The organism is Pseudomonas sp. NY15435 (genome assembly GCF_048068295.1).
GTDB lineage: Bacteria > Pseudomonadota > Gammaproteobacteria > Pseudomonadales > Pseudomonadaceae > Pseudomonas.
Window position 1 is genome coordinate 570,708 of the sequence record NZ_JBLUQA010000001.1, and the last position, 18,441, is coordinate 589,148.

The following is an 18,441-nucleotide window of genomic DNA, read 5'->3' on the forward strand; positions in this document are numbered from 1 at the left end:
CTCAGCGCGGCAGGCTTTCGCGCCAGGCGCCCGGGCTGGTGCCGTACCAGCGGCCGAAGGCACGGGAGAAACTCTGCAGATCGCCGTAACCGAGCTGGTCGGTGATTTGCGCCAGCGACAGCGCCGACTGCTCCAGCAGATCCAGCGCCCGGTAGCGGCGCTGCTCATCCAGCAGTTCGCTGTAGCGCCAGCCATGGCTGAGCAGCCGCCGCGCGGCGGTGCGTTCGGTGAGGTGGCGCGCCTCGCAGAAGGACTGGAAGCTCGCGCCCTGGGGCAGCTCACGGGCAACGTAGTCGGCGGCCTCGTCCAGCAGCGTGCGCTGGGTCTGGCTGCGCGCCTGGTCGAGCAGGCCGACCAGCGTGCCTTCGAGCTCCGGGTTCGGCGGCGACAATGGGCGGCGGAACAGTTCCGGCGCCAGGCGCAACACGACCTCAGCCGCGCCCCAGCGCAGTGGCACACGCAGGGCCTGGTCGTAGGCTTGCAGCTCTCCAGGCTCGATGCCCGGCAAGTCGATGCCCAGCAGCGGGTCCTGATCGATCCCGCTGGCCAGCAGCTTGCGCCGCAGCAGGCTGCAGATGCCCACCACGGTGTACTCGCGGCTCTGCCGGCCGGAGAGCAGGGCGCCGTGCTCGGTGAGCACCAGCGCGAGGCTGTCGCCTTCGGCGCGCAACTCGGCGCGCAACGAGCCGTTGAAGTAGGGGAAGTACTCGCAGAAATAGGCGCAGGCCAATTCCAGCGTGGGCGCCACGTCGAACAGGTAGGTCAGGCCATTGGTCAGCGTCGAGGCGAAGCGCTTGCCTGCCAGCAGGCCGATGGCCGCTTCACCGCTGGCCTGCTCGGCCAGGTCCCAGAAGCGGCGCGAGAGAAACAGCGGCACCCGTACCAGCGGCGTACGCAACTCCAGCAGACTGCGGCGAAAACAGGCCTCCAACTCGGCGCCAGCGATGCCGCGCGACAACAGCTCTTCCATCGCCGGCAGCAGGGTCGGCGCGTAGAAGGCGTTGGACGGATCGGCGGTGCGTGGGCTCATGGTGCGCGGCTCGGAAGGCTGGCCGGCCGACCTTACGCATTGCGCCGCGCGCCCACAAGCCGGATCAGGCTGTGTAATGACGGCCGAGGAAGTCCAGCAACAAGGCGTTGACCCGCTGCGGCTGCTGGCTCTGGATCCAGTGGCCGCAGTTCTCCAGCACGTGCTGTTCCAGGTTGGGCACATGCTCGGGCATGCGCTGCACGGTGTAGGCCTCGAAGCGCCCGACCGGGTCGCGGTCGCCGATCAGGAACAGCGTCGGCTGCTCGACCTTGCGTCCGGCCAGCGGCTCGGTGCGCTGCCAGGTGCGCTCGAAGTTGCGGTACCAGTTCAGCGCGCCATGGAAGCCGCGGCCCTCGAACGTCCGCACGTAGTGCTGGAAGTCCTCGGCGCTGCACCAGTCCGGGTGTTCAGGTGGGGGCGGCAGGCCGTCGAACAGGCGGCCTTCGGGCGGCTGGTCGGGCGCCAGGCGCACGTTGTCGCCGAGGAAGTGGCGCAGGCTGATGGCGATGTCCGCATCCAGCTCAGCCTCGGCGCGGCCGGGCTCCTGGAAGTAGAGGATGTAGAAGAACTTGCCGGCGAAGACTTCACGCATGATCTCCACCGCAGGGCGCTTGGCGCGGCCTGCGAAGGGCACCGAGAGCGTGGCGAGCACCTCGACACGCTGCGGCTCCAGCAGCGCCAGGTGCCACGCCACCGGCGCACCCCAGTCGTGGCCGACCATGGCCACGCGCTCGTGGCCCAGGGCGTCCATTGCCCCCTGGATATCCGCGCAGAGTGTCAGCACGTCGTAGGCATCCACCTCGGTGGGCGCGCTGGTCTGGCCATAACCGCGCATCTCCGGGGCATACACCCGGTAGCCGGCAGCGGCGAGGGCGCGCATCTGGTGCTGCCAGGAATGCCAGCACTCGGGGAAGCCGTGCAGCAGCCAGACCGGCTTGCCGCCTTCCGGGCCGCAGCTGTAGACGCTGAGCTGGATGTCGTTGACCGCCAGCAGCTGCTGTTCGAACTCATTCATGGCGCGCCCTCCCGCGAGTGGTGGCCTCCACTATGCCAAGCCCGGCGCCCATCGCCGAAGCGCATTCACCGGACGAATGCCGGCACCACGCCTGTCGGCGAAGCGTCGCAATGATCGGAAATTGTCCTGTAGGGCTGGCGGCGCGGGGCAGGGCGCTCACTAGCATGCGCCGCTCGTTTCAGCGCTCGCCGCGGTGCCCACCATGCTCGACCTTCGCCAACTGGACCTCAACCTGCTGCTGGCCTTCGACGCCATCTACCACCAGCGCAGCATCACTCGCGCCGCCGAGGTGATGGGCCTGACCCAGCCGGCGATGAGCAACGCACTGCGTCGCCTGCGCCTGCTGTGCGACGACCCGCTGTTCATCAAGACCCACCTGGGCGTGGCGCCGACGCTGGTGGCGCACCGGCTTTCCGGCTCGATCCGCGAGGCGCTGGACGCCCTGCGCGAAGCCCTGGCCCAGACACCCGCTGCCCATGCCGCGCCCGCCGCACGCAGCCTGCGCATCAGTTGCCCGGAGGCGTTCCAGCCGCTGCTGCTGGAGGCGCTGCTGGAAGGCCCCGGCATCGACTGGCAGCCACGCTTCTACCAGAGCCGCCGGCGCGATGCATTGCAGGAGCTCACCGGCGGCAAGCTCGACCTGCTGATCGACATCGACCAGCCGCTTTCCCGGCAAGCGGGCATCCGCAAGATTGCGCTGCTCGGCGATCACTTCGTGTTTGCCCACGGCGCTGCTCTCGCGCAGCCGCCGCGCACCCTGGAGGAGTACCTGAAGGTGCCGCAGATCCAGGTATCCCAGCGCCGCGACGGCCTGGGGCCAGTGGACCTTGAGCTGGGCCTGCGCGGGCAGCGCCGACACATCGCGCTGACCCTGCAGAGCGCGCTGGCGGCGCGTCTGATCGCCGATCAGCGCCCCTACGGCCTGACCCTGCCCAGCCGCGTCGCGACGCAGCTGGGCCTATGCCAGAGCCCGCTGCCCATCGAGCAGCCGATCGCCATCGAGCTGTGCCTGTACGTGGAGAATCGCTACCGCTTCGAGCAGGCCATGGAGCGGGCGATTCGCCAGGTGCAGGCCGCGTTCGCCGGCCTGCCGAAACCGTCGCAACGGTCGAGTATGCAGCGCTAGCGAATAACCGCTTCCATTTCCGTTCTGGCGCGCGCAAACCCTGGATAATGTCCCGCGGGTTTGCCGCCTTTGAGCAGGGAATTCCATGAGACGATCGCCCACCGCCAGCCTTTGCCCGGAACTCGATGCAATCCTGCGCGCGGAGCTGCGCGCTGGAAACCAGTTGGGCGAGGGGCCTGTCCTTACCGACTGGCCACAGCCCGGCTCGATCTACGCCGCCCTGCGCGACAGCCTGAAAACCCGCAAGCCCGGCACCACCGGCCCGGTGCGCCATTCGATCTGCCGCGATCCGCACTATGGCTGGAATGACGAGTGCTACTGCGAGCTGCATGGCGATCTGTTGGTCGCCGGTAGCACCCAACATCCCCAGGGAGAGTAGGAGCGGACTCCGTCCGCGATGGCCTGGTGCCGCGCGGTTCGCGAGCAAGCTCGCTCCTACAAGGAGCGTGCGGGGGCCTGCAGGAGCGAGGAGCACGCAAAAGCCCTGGACGTGGGAGCAGGCTGCGCTCGCGATGGCCTGGTGCCGCGCGGTTCGCGAGCAAGCTCGCTCCTACAAGGAGCGCGCGGGGGCCTGTAGGAGCGAGCTTGCTCGCGAAGCATCCCCGCTCCTGAATCGCCATCGCGCACTGCTAGGCTTTCGCCCCACGTGGCAGCCGCCGATCGGCCGCGTAGATCGCTTCCACCATCGCCTGGGCCGCCGGTGAAAGTCCGTAGTCGGCGCGGCTGACGATGCCGTAGTGCAGGCGTAATTCAGGACGATCCTGCGGGACGTCGGTGATCTGCAACAGAGCGATTTCGCCGCGCTGCACCGGGTCGTGCAAAGCCTCCACCGCGGCGAGGCCGACGGCGTCGGAGCGCGCGACGATGTGCAGGATGGCGGCGAACTGCGCACACTCCACGTTCATGTGGAAATCCCGCTCGCCGATCACCTCGGCCAGCACCTTGCGCAGCGGCGGCGGGATGCGTGTGCCAACGCGCGGGTAGTCGAGCAGCTCGCCCAGTTTCAGCGTCGGGCGCAGGGCCAGTGGGTGACCGACACGGCAGAAGAAGCGGCCCGGGCGCAGGTCCATCCAGCGCACCTGGTAGTCCGGATTGCCGGCGAACTCGCGGGCGTCGCCGACGAAGAATTCCACCTGCTCTTCCTTGAGCAGTTGGGCCATCTGCAGCCAGTCTCCCATGAGGAAACCGACGTTTATGGCCGGGTGCGCGCGGATGAAATCCGCCATCGCCTCGGGCACCAGCAACTGGGCGGGGTAGGGGCCGCAGCCGAAGCGCAGCTCGCCGGCATTCAGGCCGTTGTACTGCTCCAGTTCATTGCGCAGCGAGCGCGTTCCGGCGAGCAGGCGGCGGGCGTGCTGAAGCACCAGTTGGCCCTGGCCGGTGAGGCGGAATTCACGGCTCTGGCGATCCACCAGCTCGCAGTCCAGGTCGCGCTCCAGAGTCTGGATGCTGCGGCTCAGCGCCGACTGGCTGAGGCCAATGGCGTCGGCGGCGCGCTGGAAGTTCTGGAAATCGGCGAGGGCGGCCAGGTGGCGGAGCTGTCTCAATTCCATCATGCATCCTGCGCATCAAAGTGTTGAGTCGAATGAATTTGATGGATAGCAGAGGGAGCTGATGTAGTAAACCGGTCGCCGCTCCGGTCCATCGCCATGTCCGTCCTGCTGTTCGCTTCCAGTGCCTTTGCCAGCACCATCCTGCTGCACGCCACCCGCCTTGGGCTGAGTGCCGGCGAGTTGCGGGCGCGCGCCGGGATCGCCGAGGCGTTGCTGGCGGACCACCGCGCCCGCGTTCCAGTCGAGCAGATGGAATCGCTCTGGCGCGAATGCGAGCGCGCCAGCGGCAACCCGCAGTTCGGTTGTGGGCTGGTCAACGGCATGGCCACTCACTGCCTGCAAGGGCTGAACATCCTGCTGGACTCGGCGCCCACCCTGGGCGCCAGCCTCGCGGCCTTCTGCGAGCACGTGCCGTCGGTGACCAATTGCTTGGAGGTAAGCCTGACGCACGACGGCGATGCCACCCGGCTAACGCTCACGCCGGTGAGCCAGCAGCTGCATCACTTCGGGCTCGATGCGGCTGAGCTGACGCTGATCCGCAACATCGCCCGCCGCGTGAGCCGCTTGCCGCGCGCCACCTTCATCGAAGCCGGCACTGGCCCGCGTCAGCGTTGCGGCGAAGTGCTGACGCAATGGGGCGTGCCGTGGCGCACGAGCCATACCCCGTACCTGGCACTACCCACCGTGCTGCTGGAGACGCCACTGGCCGGCGCCAACGAGTTCCTCTATCAGAGCCTGCGGCGCCAATGGAGCGGTACGCGGGAAGCCGGCGAGGGCGATGGCCTGAACCTGGCGCGCATCTGGCTGCGCTCCTCCGATCAGCCCATCGAACGCATTGCCGAGCGCATCGGCTATCGGCAGAGCGGCAACTTCATCCGCGCCTTCCGCAAGCGCTTCGGCATCACTCCCAAGCAGTTCCGCCTGGGGCATTCCTGAGGCGGCGAGGCGGCACCGGCGCAGCGCAGGATGATCGGTTTTTGTCTTTCCCGGCTTGCGGCCCAACGGCCCGCGCCCGGCAAGGTGGGCCCGCGGTACTACCCATCCGGAGCCCATAATGACAAGAATCCATCCGGCCCCTGCCCCCATTCCGCTTCTGGGGCGGTGCCAACACTGCAAACCTCTCCTGCTTGTCCTCGCGGTGGGCAGCGCCATCCCCGCGCAGGCCACCACCTTCGAGCTGAACGACGACTGGAGCCTGTCGACCAAGACCACCCTGAGCCTGGGCGCCAGCTGGTCCGCGCAGGACCCGGACCGGCACCTGATGACCCACGCCAACGCGGTGCAGGCGCAGCACATCGACAACGCCGACGGCAGCAGCGTGAGCGCCGACGACAACCGCCTGAACTTCAAGAAGGGCGACCCCATCTCGCAGATGTTCAAGGGCCTCACTGACTTCAGTCTCGACGGCCAGGGGCAGGGCGCCTTTGTCCGCGTCAAGTACTGGTACGACCACGCCTACGAAACCGGCGACGGCCGCTTCAAGGACTTCGACGACAGCGGCTGGCCGACCCTGGCGCGCTACCACGGCTTCGATACCCTCGATGCCTACGTGTGGAAGGACTTCGACGTCGACGAGCATCCGCTCAACCTCAAGCTCGGCAAACAGGTGCTGTCCTGGGGCGAGGCGATCCTGATCCAGAACGGCGTCAACGTGATCAACCCGCTGGACTACAGCGCCTTCAACAAACCCGGGGTGGACATCAAGGAAGGCCAGCTGCCGGTGGAGATGCTCTCCTTCAACCTCGGGCTGACCGACAAGGTCAACCTGGAAGGCTTCTACCAGTACAACTGGCGCCCCAGCGTGCTCGACGGCTGCGGCACCTTCTTCGCCACCAGCGATGTCATCCAGCCCGGCTGTGGCCCGCTGTACCTGAGCCAGGTGCAGACCGACGCGCAGATGCAGGTCAGCGGTCTGTACGCCTCCCACGGCGACGACCAGGATCCGTCCGACCAGGGCCAGTGGGGCGTCGCCCTGCGCACCCTGATCAGCTCGCTGAACGATGCCGAGGCGGCCTTCTACTACGTCAACTACCACGCGCGCCTGCCGTACCTGCAGCTCACCGCGCGGGACGCCAGCAAGCCCGGCAACTTCCCCATCGGCCGCGTGCAGGGCCCGGTGTATGCCGCCGCCTTTCCGGAGAACATCCACCTCTACGGCCTGAGCATCAACGGTGCACTGCCAGGCTGGGGTACCTCGCTGGCGGCGGAGCTGAGCTACCGGCCGAACATGCCAGTGGCCTACAACGGCCCCGACATGAACGTCGCGATGATCACCGGGCCATCCGGCAGTTCGGCCATCGAGGGGATTCCGGCCAGCGCCACCACTACCGGCCAGACCCTGGACGGCTGGGAGCGCAAGCCGGTGTGGCAGATGACCGCTTCCGCCACCCAGATCATCGACAACGTACTGGGCGCCACCCGCCTGACGCTGCTCGGCGAGGCCGGCGTGGTGCACGTGGGCGATGTCGGCGATGAACGCCTGGGGCGCAACGCAGCCTTCGGCCGCAGCGCGCCGCTCAACGGCACGACGTGCAACACCGTCGCGAGCGGCGTGACCAACCGCTACTGCACCGACGATGGATTCACCACGCCCTGGTCCTGGGGCTACCGCCTGCGCGCCGGCCTGGAATACAGCGACGTGCTGCCAGGGGTGAACATGCTGCCCAGCCTGAACTTCCGCCACGACGTCGAAGGCTACTCCTACGATCCGGGCGGCCCGTTCCAGGAAGGGCAGATGGCCGCCGGCCTGTCGCTGGCCTTCAACTACCTCAACGATTACAGCCTGGAGTTCGGTTACAACACCTTCTTCGGCACCAACACGTACAGCACGCTCGACGACCGCGACTTCTACAGCGTCAGCGCCAAGGTCGACTTCTGAGGAACCTGCCGATGCAACTCATGCCAATCACTGCCCTGGCGCTCGCCATGGGCCTGGTCTTCAACGCCCACGCCAACACGGCCGCCGACCTGGGCGGCAAGCTGACCCCGACCGGTGCGGAAAAAGCAGGCAACGCCGACGGCAGCATCCCCGCCTGGGACGGCGGCCTGAAACCCGACGCCGGGCAGGTCGACGCCAAGGGTGGCTACGCCAATCCCTACGCCAGCGAGAAGCCACTGTTCACCATCACTCCGGCCAACGCCGGGCAGTACAGCCAGTGGCTCAGCCCCGGCGAGCAGGCGATGCTCAAGCGCTATCCGGCGACTTACAGGATCAACGTCTACCCCAGCCATCGCAGCGCGCGGCTGCCCGACGACATCAATGCCGAAACCCGCCGCAACGCCGAGCAGAGCAAGCTCGCCGACGGCGGCAACGGTGTGCTGAACTACCATCGCGGCGTGCCCTTCCCGCTGCCCAGGGAGGGCGTCGAAGCGCTGTGGAATCACATCACCCGCTACCGCGGCGGCAGCCTCTCGCGCACTTTCAGCTCGGCTAACGTGAAGGAGAACGGCGTCTTCGCCCTGGTCCGCTCGCAGACCGAGATGAACTACGCCGAAACCATCGACGACCTGCCGCAGGACGGCAACCTGCTCTACCTGTTCAAGACCCGCGTGCTGGAACCGGCGCGGCTGTCCGGCGAGGCGGTGCTGTCCCACGAGCCCATGGACCAGATGGCCGAACCGCGCGCCGCCTGGCAGTACATCCCCGGCCAGCGCCGCGTGCGCCGCGCACCGCTGATCGCCTATGACAACAGTGCGCGCTACAGCGACGGCATGATCACCGCCGACAGCCTCGACGGCTTCAACGGCGCGCCGGACCGCTACGACTGGAAGCTGACGGGCAAGCAGGAACTGTTCGTACCGTACAACAGCTTCCGCCTGTACGACCGCTCGGTGAAATACACCGATATCCTCAAGACCGGCCACCTCAACCCGGACCTGACGCGCTTCGAGAAGCACCGCGTGTGGGTCGTCGAAGCCACCCTCAAGGCCGGCGCACGCCACATCTACAGCAAGCGCCGCTACTACCTCGACGAGGACAGCTGGAACATCGTCCTCGGCGAGTTCTATGACAGCCGTGGCGAGCTGTGGCGCAACTACCAGTCCCATGCCATGCCGTACTACGACAAGCAGTTCACCTACGAAGCCCTGGCCGCGGCCTACGACCTCATCAGCGGGCGCTACTTTGTCAACGGCCTGATGAACGAGGAGAACAGCGGCCTGAAAACCGGCCAGCACGCGAAGATGAGTGACTACACGCCATCGGAGCTGCGGCGCTGGGCGAAGTAGCGCTTCCGCTCCCTTGTCCCGGCTGGGCGTAGCCGGCGCGGTTGCGCCCTCTCCGGAAATCCGGAGAGGGCGTTTTTGTTTTTCGGCGGGGTGCTGCCTGGGCCTCCGGCGCGAGCACGTTCCCTCACCCCAGCCCTCTCCCTGTGGAAGAGGGCGGAGGTGCGGGCAAGCCTGAGCGCAAGAGCCCCTTGTAGGAGCGAGCTTGCTCGCGAACCACCCAACATCAGAGCCACCGGCAAATCTGTTCGCGAGCAAGCTCGCTCCTACAAAGAGCTGGCCCGTCCTATCGACAAGCAAAAATCAGCATCGTATTCTGCACAGCGAAACATCATTCCGTTAAAACAAGTCTAAACGGAGCACAGCATGTCAGAAGCGGTACTGCTCGAACGCCGGGGCGAGATAGCCCTGGTGACGGTCGACAACCCACCGGTGAATGCCCTCGGACAAGCCGTCCGTGCTGGCCTGCTCGCCGCCTTCCAACAGGCGGAGGCCGATCCGCAGGTGCGCGCGGTGGTGCTGGTCTGTGCCGGGCGCACCTTCATGGCCGGCGCCGATATCCGCGAGTTCGGCAAGCCGCCGCAGGCGCCTTCGCTGCCGGAAGTGGTCGAGATCATCGAAGGTTCGACCAAACCCAGCGTTGCCGTGATCCATGGCACCGCGCTGGGTGGCGGGCTGGAAGTCGCGCTGTCCTGCCATTACCGCATCGCCCGCCGCGACGCCCAGGTCGGCCTGCCGGAAGTGAAGCTCGGTCTGCTTCCTGGCGCGGGCGGCACCCAGCGTCTGCCGCGCCTGGCCGGCATCGAGATGGCTTTGGACATGATCGTCAGCGGCGCGCCGATCCGCGCGCCGCAAGCCTTGGAAAACGCCATCCTCGATGAACTGTTCGACGGCGACCTCATCGAAGCCGGCCTCGCCTTCGCCCAGCGCCTGCTGGCAGACGGCAAGGGCCCGCGCCGCACCGGCGAGCGCAATGAACGCGTGCAGCAAGCCGGCGTGGCCGCGCTGATCGCCCACAATCGCGGCGAGGTGCACAAGCGCCTGCCCGGCCAGTTCGCGCCGCAACGCTGCATCGACGCCGTGGAAGCCGCCAGCCAATTGCCGCTGCGCGAAGGCCTGGTGCGCGAGCGTGCGCTGTTCCAGCAATGCATGGAGTCGCCGCAACGCGCCGCGCAGATCCACGCCTTCTTCGCCGAGCGCGAGGCAGCCAAGGTCGAAGGCCTGGCGGCCGGCATCCAGCCGCGCGAGGTGCGCAACGCCGCCGTGATTGGCGGCGGCACCATGGGCGTCGGCATCGTCCTGTGCTTCGCCAACGCCGGCATCCCGGTCAAGCTGCTGGAGGTGAACGACGAAGCCCTGCAACGCGGCCTTGACCGCGCCCGCAGCACCTACGCCGCCAGCGTGACGCGTGGCAGCCTGGGCGCCGAGGAGATGGAGCGGCGCATGGGCCTGATCAGCGGCGTGCTCGATTACGCTGCGCTGGGCGATGCGGACGTGGTGGTCGAAGCGGTGTTCGAAAGCCTGGACGTGAAGCGCCAGGTCTTCGAGCAGCTGGACGTCGCCTGCAAACCCGGCGCGATCCTCGCCAGCAACACATCCTCGCTGGACCTCGACGAAATCGCCGCCTTCACCCAACGCCCTCAGGACGTGGTCGGCCTGCACTTCTTCAGCCCGGCCAACGTCATGCGCCTGCTCGAAGTGGTGCGCGGCAAGGCCACCTCGGACACCGTGCTGGCCAGCGCGATGCAACTGGGCAAGCGCCTGAAGAAGGTCGCGGTAGTGGTCGGCGTATGCGATGGCTTCGTCGGCAACCGCATGATCTTCCAGTACGGCCGCCAGGCCGAGTTCCTGCTGGAGGAGGGCGCCACACCCGCGCAGGTGGACCATGCGCTGCGCGCCTTCGGCATGGCCATGGGGCCGCTGGCGGTGCGCGACCTGTCCGGCCTGGACATCAGCCACGCGATCCGCTCGCGCCAGCGGCCGAACCTGAAACCCGGCCAGACGCTGCCGACCGTGCTCGACCACCTGATCGCCGCCGGCATGCTCGGGCAGAAGAGCGGCACCGGCTTCTACCAGTACGGCGAGGGTGACCGCGCCCCGCAGGACAACCCGGCGTTGCCGGCCATGCTGGAGCAGGCCGCGGCCGACCGTGGCATCACCCGTGGGCCGGTGAGCGACGAGGAAATCGTCGAGCGCTGCATCTACGCGCTGATCAACGAGGCGGCGAACATCCTCGACGAAGGCATCGCCCAGCGCGCCAGCGACGTCGACGTGATCTTCCTCAACGGCTACGGCTTCCCCGCCTGGCGTGGCGGCCCGCTGTTCCATGCCGACAGCATCGGCCTTGCCCGTGTGCTCGAACGAATCCGCGAATTCCACCAGCGCCTCGGCGCCTGGTGGCAACCCGCACCACTGCTCGAACGCCTGGCGGCCGAAGGCCGCCGCTTCGCCGATCTGTAGAGGACCTGCCATGGACATCCATTTCACCCCCGACGAACTGGCGTTCCGCGATGAAGTACGCCACTTCCTCGACAGCAAACTGCCCCAGGACATCGCCAGCAAGGTGCGCCTGGGCAAACACCTGAACAAGGGCGACCACCAGCGCTGGCAGCGTGTGCTCGCCGAACAGGGCTGGTACGCCACGCACTGGCCCGAGGAGTTTGGCGGCACCGGCTGGAACGCCGTGCAGAAGCACATCTTCGAAGAGGAATGCGCCGCCTTCGGCGCGCCGCGCACCATCCCCTTCGGCGTCAACATGGTCGCCCCGGTTATCATCAGGTTCGGCACGCCCGAGCAGCAGGCGCACTACCTGCCGCGCATCCTCGACGGCACCGACTGGTGGTGCCAGGGCTACTCCGAGCCAGGTGCCGGCTCCGACCTCGCTTCGCTGAAGACCCGCGCGGTGCGCGACGGCGATCACTACGTGGTGAACGGCCAGAAGACCTGGACCACCCTCGGCCAGCACGCCGACTGGATCTTCTGCCTGGTGCGCACCGACCCCGAGGCGCAGCAGCAGCGCGGCATCAGCTTCCTGCTGATCGACATGCAGACGCCGGGCATCACCGTGCGCCCGATCATCACCCTGGACGGCGAGCACGAGGTCAACGAGGTGTTCTTCGACAACGTGCGCGTACCGGTGGAAAACCTGGTGGGCCGCGAGAACGAAGGCTGGACCTGCGCCAAGTACCTGCTCACCTACGAGCGCACCGGCCTGGCCGGCATCGGCGCGTCCAAGGCGGTGCTCGCGCACCTCAAGCGCGTGGCCGGCCGAGAGCTGTGCGAGGGCAAGCCGATGCTCGAAGACCCGCTGTTCCGCGCCCAGGTAGCGGAAGTGGAAATGCAGCTGATGGCCATCGAGATGAGCACGCTGCGCATCCTCGCCGCCGCCCGCGAAGGCGGTGTGCCGGGAGCGGAAAGCTCGATCCTGAAGGTGAAGGGCACGGAAATCCGCCAGGCGATCAGCCACCTGCTGCGCAAGGTGCTCGGCCCCTACGCGCTGCCCTTCATCGAAGACGAATTCGAGCTGGGCGCCGAACCGCTGCACGCGGACTACTCGGCGGCGCCAGCCAGCCAGTACTTCAACCTGCGCAAGCTGTCGATCTTTGGCGGCTCCAATGAAATCCAGAAGAACATCGTCTCCAAGATGATTCTCGAGCTGTGAGGGGCTGACCATGGACTTCAAACTGAGCGAAGAGCAGCAGATGCTGCAGGACACCGCGGCGCGCCTGGTGCGCGACGCCTACCCGTTCGACAAGCGCGAAGGCTTCAGCCGCTCCGAGCTGGGCTACAGCGCTGACTTCTGGCGCCAGCTCGGCGAGCTGGGGCTGACTTCGGTGGCGCTACCCGAGGCATACGGCGGCTTCGGCAGTGGTGTCGAGAGCATGCTGGTGCTTACCGAGCTGGGCCGTGGGCTTTGCCTGGAGCCGTACCTGCAATCGGTGGTGCACGCCGGCGGGCTGATCGCCCAGTTGGGCAGCGATGCGCAGAAGGCCCATTGGCTGCCGCGCATCGCCAGCGGCGAAGCGCAGCTCGCGGTCGCGTTCGAAGAACCGCAAAGCCATTACCACCTGCACGACGTGCAGACCCGCGCGGAGCAGGCCGGCGATAGCTGGAAACTGAGCGGCCGCAAGGCGGTGGTTATCGGCGGGCAGAGCGCCACGGCGATACTCGTTTCGGCTCGAGTAGCAGGCACTGCGCGGGACGAGGCGGGCATCGGCCTGTTCCTCATCGATCCACAGCAAGGCGGCGTCAGCCGCCGCGAGTACCCGACGGTGGACGGCCAGCGCGCCTGTGAGCTGTTCCTCGATGGCGCTGTTGGCGAAGCCCTCGGCGTGCCGGGCGAGGCGCTAGCGGCGCTGCGTTACCAGCAGGGCCGCGCCCTTGCCGCGCAGTGCGCCGAAGCCCTCGGCAGCCTGCAGGAAGCCTGCGCGCTGACCCTGGACTATTTGAAGACGCGCAAGCAGTTCGGCATCCCGATCGGCAAGTTCCAGGTGCTGCAGCACCGCATGGTGGACATGCGCAGTGAGCTGGAACAGGCCACCAGCATGGCGATCCTCGCCGCCTGCGTCGCCGACCAGCCCGACAGCGCCGAGCGCAGCCGCACCCTGGCCGCCGCCAAGTTCATCGTCACCCGTGCGGCGCGCTATGTGGCGGAACAGGCGATCCAGCTGCACGGCGGCATCGGCATGACCTGGGAATACGTACTCGCTCACCACGCCAAGCGCCTGGTGATGCTCAGCCACCAGTTGGGTGACGACGACCATCACCTGAAGGTGTACGCGGGGTTGATGGAAGTGGCGTAACGCATGCACCTGCCCTTGTAGGAGCGAGCTTGCTCGCGAACCGCCCAGCATTGGAGCTGCCGGCGAACCTGTTCGCGAGCAAGCTCGCTCCTACAGAAAACACCTCAGCTCAGGCTTTGGTTCTAAAGAATTCCAGAGAAATGTCAGCGCACTCCGAAGCGCCCCTTTCAGGAGGCCTCGTTGAAGCGGAGTTTCAGGGGTTGAGCGACATGGATGTCGCGAGAGCGCTGTCGGGCCAGGGATGGCCCGTCAGCGCGTGCCCCTGAAATTCCGACTCAACGAGGGTATTTTTCGCCCCAAGCGAAAAACCGGATGGAGGGGCAAGACCTTTGCCCACTTTGGGTCTCTCCAAAGTGGGGCGCCCGAGGGGGCGAAAAAAATCTATCAGCGCAAGCCGAGGCGACGCAGAACACCCAAACGAAAAGCATCGCGGAGAAGCTCCGCTCCTACGAAAGCTCGGAAAAAATCAGGCCCCGAGGCTCTCGATATCCCGCGCCAATATCTCCAGCTCATGGGCCAGCGACCCGCGCAGGGTTTCCTCGCTGAGCTGGAATGACGGCGCCCCGCAGGTCAGCGCCATCAGGCCACCATCGGCCAGGCGCAGCGGCACGCCAGCGGCGCGCACGTTACGGTCCCAGTCGCCCAGCGACAGGCAGAAACCGTGCTCGTAATACTCCTCGAAGGAAGCATCCAGCGAGGCACGCATCACGGACCAGTCGCCCTCATGCCGCTCCTGCAGCGCCGACAGCAGGTGCTCGCGCTCCTGCTGCGGGGTCGCGGCGAGGTAGGCGCGGCCGGCGGCGGTGGTTGCCAATGGCAGGCGCACACCGGCGTCCATGCGCAGCGAAGTGGCTTCCGGCGGACGGCAGTTTTCCACGTAGATCATCGACAGCCAGTCCCGGCAGGTCAGGCCGACCGTGGTGTTGGTGCGGCGAGCGAAGGCATCCATGTACGGCTTGGCCAGCTGGCGGACGCGCAGGTTGGAGACGTAGGCGTAACCCAGCGCCAGCACGCCGGAATCCAGCTGGTACTTCTCGTGCTGCTGCGAGTAGCAGAGGTAGCCGAGCTGGGTCAGGGTGTAGGTCATGCGCGACACCGTTGCCTTGGGCAGGCCGGTGATCCGCGAGATTTCCTGGTTGCCGAGCACCACCGAGCCGTGGGTGAAGGCGCGCAGCACATCCAGGCCGCGGGCGAGGGCCTCGACGTACTTGCGGTCCTTGGGGTTGCTGCTGTCTTCGACTTCGTCGCTCATGGGGCCTCGGCGGGATCATTTCTGCGGCGCCACGCGCGGCGCGGGCGAACGATAGCAGATAGCCCCCTCGCCTCGCAGCGGTCCGCGTGCGCTCATTGCACGCAGCTAGCCTATCGCATACCATCGATTTCGACACACTGTTTCGCTGTGCAGAACAACAATTCGAAGCCAGAGCCGATCCAGGCTCGGAAAAGCAACGGAGAAGTCGATGTCCGCTCAACCGACCGGTCACGTAGCCCGCGAGATCGCCCGTCACGGCTACCAGAACCTCCACGACCTGCTGCGCGATGCCTGTCGCGAGTTTCCCGAACGCCTCGCCTTCTCCTGCGGCGACAGTCATCTCACCTTCGCCGAACTCGAGCGCCAAGCCGACGCCTTCGCCCGCTACCTGCGCCACCACGCCGGCCTGCAACCGGGCGAGCGCCTGGCGCTGATGTTGCCCAACTCCCTGCAGTACCCCATCGCCACCTTCGGCGCACTGAAGGCCGGCGTGGTACTGGTGAACACCAACCCGCAGTACACCGCGAGCGAGTTGCGCCACCAGTTGGCCGACTCCGGCGCCATTGCCGTGCTCCTGCTCGACCGCCTGCTGCCGCTGCTGCGTGGCGTGCAGGCGCACAGCGAGGTGCGGCAGGTGCTGCTGACCTCGATCGACGACATCGAACGTCCGCAGCTCGACAGTGACGAAGCCGACTGCACGCGCTTCCAACAGGCCCTGCGCCTGGGCGCCGAGGCGCCACCTGTGGACGCCGAGCCGGGGTTGGATCGCCTCGCGCTACTGCAATACACCGGCGGCACCACGGGCGTTTCCAAGGGCGCGATGCTCAGCCACCGCAGCCTGATCGCCAACGTCGTGCAGACCCTGGAACTGTTCCTGCGCCCCGGCCTGCTGGAGCCGGCCAGCGACGTGCGCATCGCGCCACTGCCGCTCTACCACATCATGGCGTTCTCGACGAACCTGCTGAGCTCGGTGGGCATGGGCCTGCACACGGTATTCATCCGCGATGGGCGCAACCTCGACGAGATCATCGGCGCCATGCGCCGCTATCCCTTCACCCTGATGAGCGGGATCAACACCCTGTTCGTCGGCCTGATGAACCACCCGGATTTCCCCGTCATCGACTTCAGCCACCTGAAGTGGGTGACCTCCGGCGGTGCGCCGCTGAACCGCGAAGTGGGCCGGCGCTGGGAAGCGGCGACCGGTGCGCCGGTGCGCGAAGGCTTCGGCCTGACCGAGGCTTCCCCGGTGGTCTCCACCGGTACCTTGCTCAGCCCGTATCGTGAGGGCTACGTCGGCCAGGCGCTGGTGGATACCGAGCTGCGCACCGTGGACGAGGAGGGCAATGACACCGGCCCCGACCAGCCCGGCGAATTGTGGCTGCGCGGCCCACAGGTCATGCAGGGTTACTGGCAGCGCCCGGAGGAGAGCGCCCAGGTATTGACCGAGGACGGCTGGCTGAAGACCGGCGACATCGCCGAACTGGACGCCGACGGCATGCTCAAGATCGTCGACCGCAAGAAGGACATGATCCTGGTCTCGGGTTTCAACGTGTTCCCCAACGAAGTGGAGGACGCAGTGATGCGCCACCCGGGCGTGCGCGAGTGCGTGGCCATCGGCGTGCCCGACGAGCGCAAGGGCGAGTCGGTGAAGCTGTTCGTCAGCCTCAAGGACGATTCCCTGGCGCCAGCGCAGATCATCGCCCACTGCCGGGAGCACCTCACCGGCTACAAGGTGCCGAGCTTCGTCGAGGTGCTCGACGAGCTGCCCAAGACCAGTGTCGGCAAACTGCTGCGCCGTCAGCTGCGCGATCTGGAGCTGGCGAAAAGGGCCACCGTGTGAGCACAACGTCTATGGTTGATGCAGGTGCGCACGACGAGAGCCGCAGCATGACCGAGTCCTTCCACCGTATCGGCGTCATCGGCGCCGGGGCCATGGGCCGCGGCATCGCCCAGCTGTTCGCCAGTGCCGGCCTGCCGGTGCGGTTGTACGACAGCAACCCGCAGACCGTGGAGCAGGCCCTGGCCTTCAACCGCGAACTGCTGGAGCGTTCGGTGGCCAAGGGCAAGCTCAGCCCTGACGCACTCGGCGCGACGATGCAACGCCTGCTGCCGACCCACAGCCTCGACGAACTGGCCGACTGCGACCTGCTGGTCGAGGCCATCATCGAGGACCTGGGCGCCAAGCAGGCGCTGCTCGCCGAGCTGGAAAAACGCGTGGCGCCGGATGCCGTGCTGGCGAGCAACACCTCATCGCTCTCGGTCACCCGTATCGCCGCGCGCTGCCAGCGCCCGGAACGGGTCGCCGGCTTCCATTTCTTCAACCCGGTGACGCTGATGCGCATCGTCGAGGTGGTGCGCGGCCAGCGCACCAGCGAGTCGGTCGTGCGCCGCCTGAGCCGACTGGCGGAGCAGGCCGGGCATTACCCGGCGGTGTCGCCGGATAGCCCTGGCTTCATCGTCAACCACGCCGGCCGCGCCTTCAGCACCGAAGCGCTGCGCATCCTCGGCGAAGGCATTGCCAGCCCGGCGCAGATCGACCGCATCCTGCGTGACGGCGTGGGCTTTCGCATGGGCCCCTTCGAGCTGCTCGACCTGACCGGCCTGGACGTTTCCCACGCGGTGATGGAGTCGCTCTACCAACAGTTCTACCAGGACCCACGCTACACCCCGTCGCCCCTGGCCGCGCAACGTGTCGCCGGCGGTCTGCTGGGGCGCAAGAGCGGCGAGGGCTTCTACCGCTACCGCGACGGCCAGCCGGTGCGCGAGCCGCAAGAGCAGTACGAACCCGTGCTGCTCAATCGCCCCTATTGGCTCGACAGCCAGGACCCGGAGCTGCGCCACCGCGTGGCGGCGATACTCACCCTCGGCGGCGTGGTACTGGAGACCGGCGAGGCGCCGTCGTCGCGCGCCATCTGCCTGGTCACTCCGCTGGGCGTGGATGCCAGCACGCGCATCGACGCCCTCGGCCTGCCGCCGGAACGCAGCCTGGCGCTGGAGACCTTCACCGAACTGGACCGCCGTCGCGTGCTGATGCGCCAGCCGGCGCTCGACCCGGCGCTGGAGGCGCAGGCGCGCCAGGCGCTGGGCAGCGACGGCGTGCCGGTGGAAGTGATCAACGACTCGCCCGGCTTTATCAGCCAGCGGGTGGTCGCCGGCATCGTCAACCTGGGCTGCGAGATCGCCCTGCGCGGCATCGCTACGCCAGTGACGCTGGACCGCGCGGTGCAACTGGCACTGGGCTATCCCCTGGGCCCGCTGGCCTTCGGCGAGCACTACGGCGCGGCGCGCATCCTCACCATCCTCCAGGGCCTGCAGGCCTGCTACGGCGAGGCACGCTACCGGCCCAGTCCCTGGCTGCGGCGACGGGTGCAGCTGGATTTGCCGCTGCATAGCCCGGATCGGGCGGAGTAGTGCGCCAGCGGCGATGATCGTTTTCTGT

At 67.2% G+C, this 18,441-nt stretch carries 14 protein-coding genes; 10 read left to right on the forward strand and 4 right to left on the reverse strand.

Annotation, left to right across the window (positions count from 1 at the left end; all coding sequences use genetic code 11):
- Position 1: 1 nt before the first annotated feature.
- Positions 2-1,030 carry a helix-turn-helix domain-containing protein gene (locus ACNFH5_RS02735; RefSeq protein ID WP_416744029.1) on the reverse strand — a complete coding sequence of 343 codons (1,029 nt, stop codon included), beginning with the start codon at positions 1,028-1,030 and terminating at the stop codon, positions 2-4.
- 64 nt (positions 1,031-1,094) lie between these two features.
- Positions 1,095-2,045 (reverse strand): alpha/beta fold hydrolase, encoded by a 951-nt coding sequence (locus ACNFH5_RS02740; RefSeq protein ID WP_416744030.1) that lies wholly within the window; start codon positions 2,043-2,045, stop codon positions 1,095-1,097.
- Between the two features lie 202 nt (positions 2,046-2,247).
- On the opposite strand from ACNFH5_RS02740, the gene ACNFH5_RS02745 reads away from it, so the two are divergent.
- Together ACNFH5_RS02745 and ACNFH5_RS02750 are read left to right on the forward strand one after the other, a co-directional pair.
- Positions 2,248-3,171, forward strand: a complete 924-nt coding sequence (locus tag ACNFH5_RS02745) for a LysR family transcriptional regulator (protein ID WP_416744032.1) — start codon at positions 2,248-2,250, stop codon at positions 3,169-3,171.
- A gap of 85 nt (positions 3,172-3,256) precedes the next feature.
- Positions 3,257-3,550, forward strand: coding sequence for a hypothetical protein (locus tag ACNFH5_RS02750; protein WP_416744033.1), 294 nt, complete (start codon positions 3,257-3,259; stop codon positions 3,548-3,550).
- Positions 3,551-3,800: 250 nt separating this feature from the next.
- Here the strand turns inward: ACNFH5_RS02750 and ACNFH5_RS02755 are convergent, their stop codons facing one another.
- On the reverse strand, positions 3,801-4,724 hold the full coding sequence (locus ACNFH5_RS02755; RefSeq protein ID WP_416744035.1) for a LysR family transcriptional regulator: 924 nt from the start codon (positions 4,722-4,724) through the stop codon (positions 3,801-3,803).
- A 96-nt stretch (positions 4,725-4,820) separates the two neighbouring features.
- Here ACNFH5_RS02755 and ACNFH5_RS02760 point away from each other — a divergent pair, with 96 nt between their 5' ends.
- The 6 genes from ACNFH5_RS02760 to ACNFH5_RS02785 all read left to right on the forward strand — a co-directional run bounded on the left by ACNFH5_RS02760 (position 4,821) and on the right by ACNFH5_RS02785 (position 13,750).
- Complete coding sequence (locus ACNFH5_RS02760) at positions 4,821-5,660, forward strand: AraC family transcriptional regulator ligand-binding domain-containing protein (protein ID WP_416744036.1); 840 nt, start codon at positions 4,821-4,823, stop codon at positions 5,658-5,660.
- Between the two features lie 118 nt (positions 5,661-5,778).
- Entirely contained in the window at positions 5,779-7,602 is a 1,824-nt protein-coding gene (locus tag ACNFH5_RS02765; RefSeq protein ID WP_416744038.1) for a DUF1302 domain-containing protein, read from the forward strand.
- Positions 7,603-7,613: 11 nt separating this feature from the next.
- On the forward strand, positions 7,614-8,951 hold the full coding sequence (locus ACNFH5_RS02770) for a DUF1329 domain-containing protein (protein WP_416744040.1): 1,338 nt from the start codon (positions 7,614-7,616) through the stop codon (positions 8,949-8,951).
- A 363-nt stretch (positions 8,952-9,314) separates the two neighbouring features.
- Entirely contained in the window at positions 9,315-11,408 is a 2,094-nt protein-coding gene (locus tag ACNFH5_RS02775) for a 3-hydroxyacyl-CoA dehydrogenase NAD-binding domain-containing protein (RefSeq protein ID WP_416744042.1), read from the forward strand.
- 10 nt (positions 11,409-11,418) lie between these two features.
- Entirely contained in the window at positions 11,419-12,609 is a 1,191-nt protein-coding gene (locus ACNFH5_RS02780; RefSeq protein WP_416744044.1) for an acyl-CoA dehydrogenase family protein, read from the forward strand.
- A 10-nt stretch (positions 12,610-12,619) separates the two neighbouring features.
- Positions 12,620-13,750 carry an acyl-CoA dehydrogenase family protein gene (locus tag ACNFH5_RS02785; protein ID WP_416744045.1) on the forward strand — a complete coding sequence of 377 codons (1,131 nt, stop codon included), beginning with the start codon at positions 12,620-12,622 and terminating at the stop codon, positions 13,748-13,750.
- Positions 13,751-14,216: 466 nt separating this feature from the next.
- On the opposite strand, the gene ACNFH5_RS02790 is transcribed toward ACNFH5_RS02785, so the two are convergent.
- Positions 14,217-15,002 (reverse strand): IclR family transcriptional regulator, encoded by a 786-nt coding sequence (locus tag ACNFH5_RS02790; RefSeq protein WP_416744047.1) that lies wholly within the window; start codon positions 15,000-15,002, stop codon positions 14,217-14,219.
- 208 nt (positions 15,003-15,210) lie between these two features.
- On the opposite strand from ACNFH5_RS02790, the gene ACNFH5_RS02795 reads away from it, so the two are divergent.
- Together ACNFH5_RS02795 and ACNFH5_RS02800 are read left to right on the forward strand one after the other, a co-directional pair.
- Positions 15,211-16,842 (forward strand): AMP-binding protein, encoded by a 1,632-nt coding sequence (locus tag ACNFH5_RS02795; RefSeq protein ID WP_416744049.1) that lies wholly within the window; start codon positions 15,211-15,213, stop codon positions 16,840-16,842.
- 47 nt (positions 16,843-16,889) lie between these two features.
- Positions 16,890-18,413, forward strand: coding sequence for a 3-hydroxyacyl-CoA dehydrogenase (locus tag ACNFH5_RS02800; RefSeq protein WP_416744051.1), 1,524 nt, complete (start codon positions 16,890-16,892; stop codon positions 18,411-18,413).
- The last annotated feature ends 28 nt before the right edge of the window (positions 18,414-18,441 follow it).

What these genes read in the sequence shown, in the direction of transcription:
- ACNFH5_RS02750 (WP_416744033.1), top strand. Translation starts at nt 3,257, where the DNA reads ATGAGACGATCGCCCACCGCCAGCCTTTGCCCGGAACTCGATGCAATC.
- ACNFH5_RS02800 (WP_416744051.1), top strand. Translation starts at nt 16,890, where the DNA reads ATGACCGAGTCCTTCCACCGTATCGGCGTCATCGGCGCCGGGGCCATG.
- ACNFH5_RS02780 (WP_416744044.1), top strand. Translation starts at nt 11,419, where the DNA reads ATGGACATCCATTTCACCCCCGACGAACTGGCGTTCCGCGATGAAGTA.
- ACNFH5_RS02790 (WP_416744047.1), bottom strand. Translation starts at nt 15,002, where the DNA reads ATGAGCGACGAAGTCGAAGACAGCAGCAACCCCAAGGACCGCAAGTAC.
- ACNFH5_RS02755 (WP_416744035.1), bottom strand. Translation starts at nt 4,724, where the DNA reads ATGGAATTGAGACAGCTCCGCCACCTGGCCGCCCTCGCCGATTTCCAG.
- ACNFH5_RS02770 (WP_416744040.1), top strand. Translation starts at nt 7,614, where the DNA reads ATGCAACTCATGCCAATCACTGCCCTGGCGCTCGCCATGGGCCTGGTC.
- ACNFH5_RS02775 (WP_416744042.1), top strand. Translation starts at nt 9,315, where the DNA reads ATGTCAGAAGCGGTACTGCTCGAACGCCGGGGCGAGATAGCCCTGGTG.
- ACNFH5_RS02745 (WP_416744032.1), top strand. Translation starts at nt 2,248, where the DNA reads ATGCTCGACCTTCGCCAACTGGACCTCAACCTGCTGCTGGCCTTCGAC.
- ACNFH5_RS02795 (WP_416744049.1), top strand. Translation starts at nt 15,211, where the DNA reads ATGTCCGCTCAACCGACCGGTCACGTAGCCCGCGAGATCGCCCGTCAC.
- ACNFH5_RS02735 (WP_416744029.1), bottom strand. Translation starts at nt 1,030, where the DNA reads ATGAGCCCACGCACCGCCGATCCGTCCAACGCCTTCTACGCGCCGACC.
- ACNFH5_RS02785 (WP_416744045.1), top strand. Translation starts at nt 12,620, where the DNA reads ATGGACTTCAAACTGAGCGAAGAGCAGCAGATGCTGCAGGACACCGCG.
- ACNFH5_RS02765 (WP_416744038.1), top strand. Translation starts at nt 5,779, where the DNA reads ATGACAAGAATCCATCCGGCCCCTGCCCCCATTCCGCTTCTGGGGCGG.
- ACNFH5_RS02740 (WP_416744030.1), bottom strand. Translation starts at nt 2,045, where the DNA reads ATGAATGAGTTCGAACAGCAGCTGCTGGCGGTCAACGACATCCAGCTC.
- ACNFH5_RS02760 (WP_416744036.1), top strand. Translation starts at nt 4,821, where the DNA reads ATGTCCGTCCTGCTGTTCGCTTCCAGTGCCTTTGCCAGCACCATCCTG.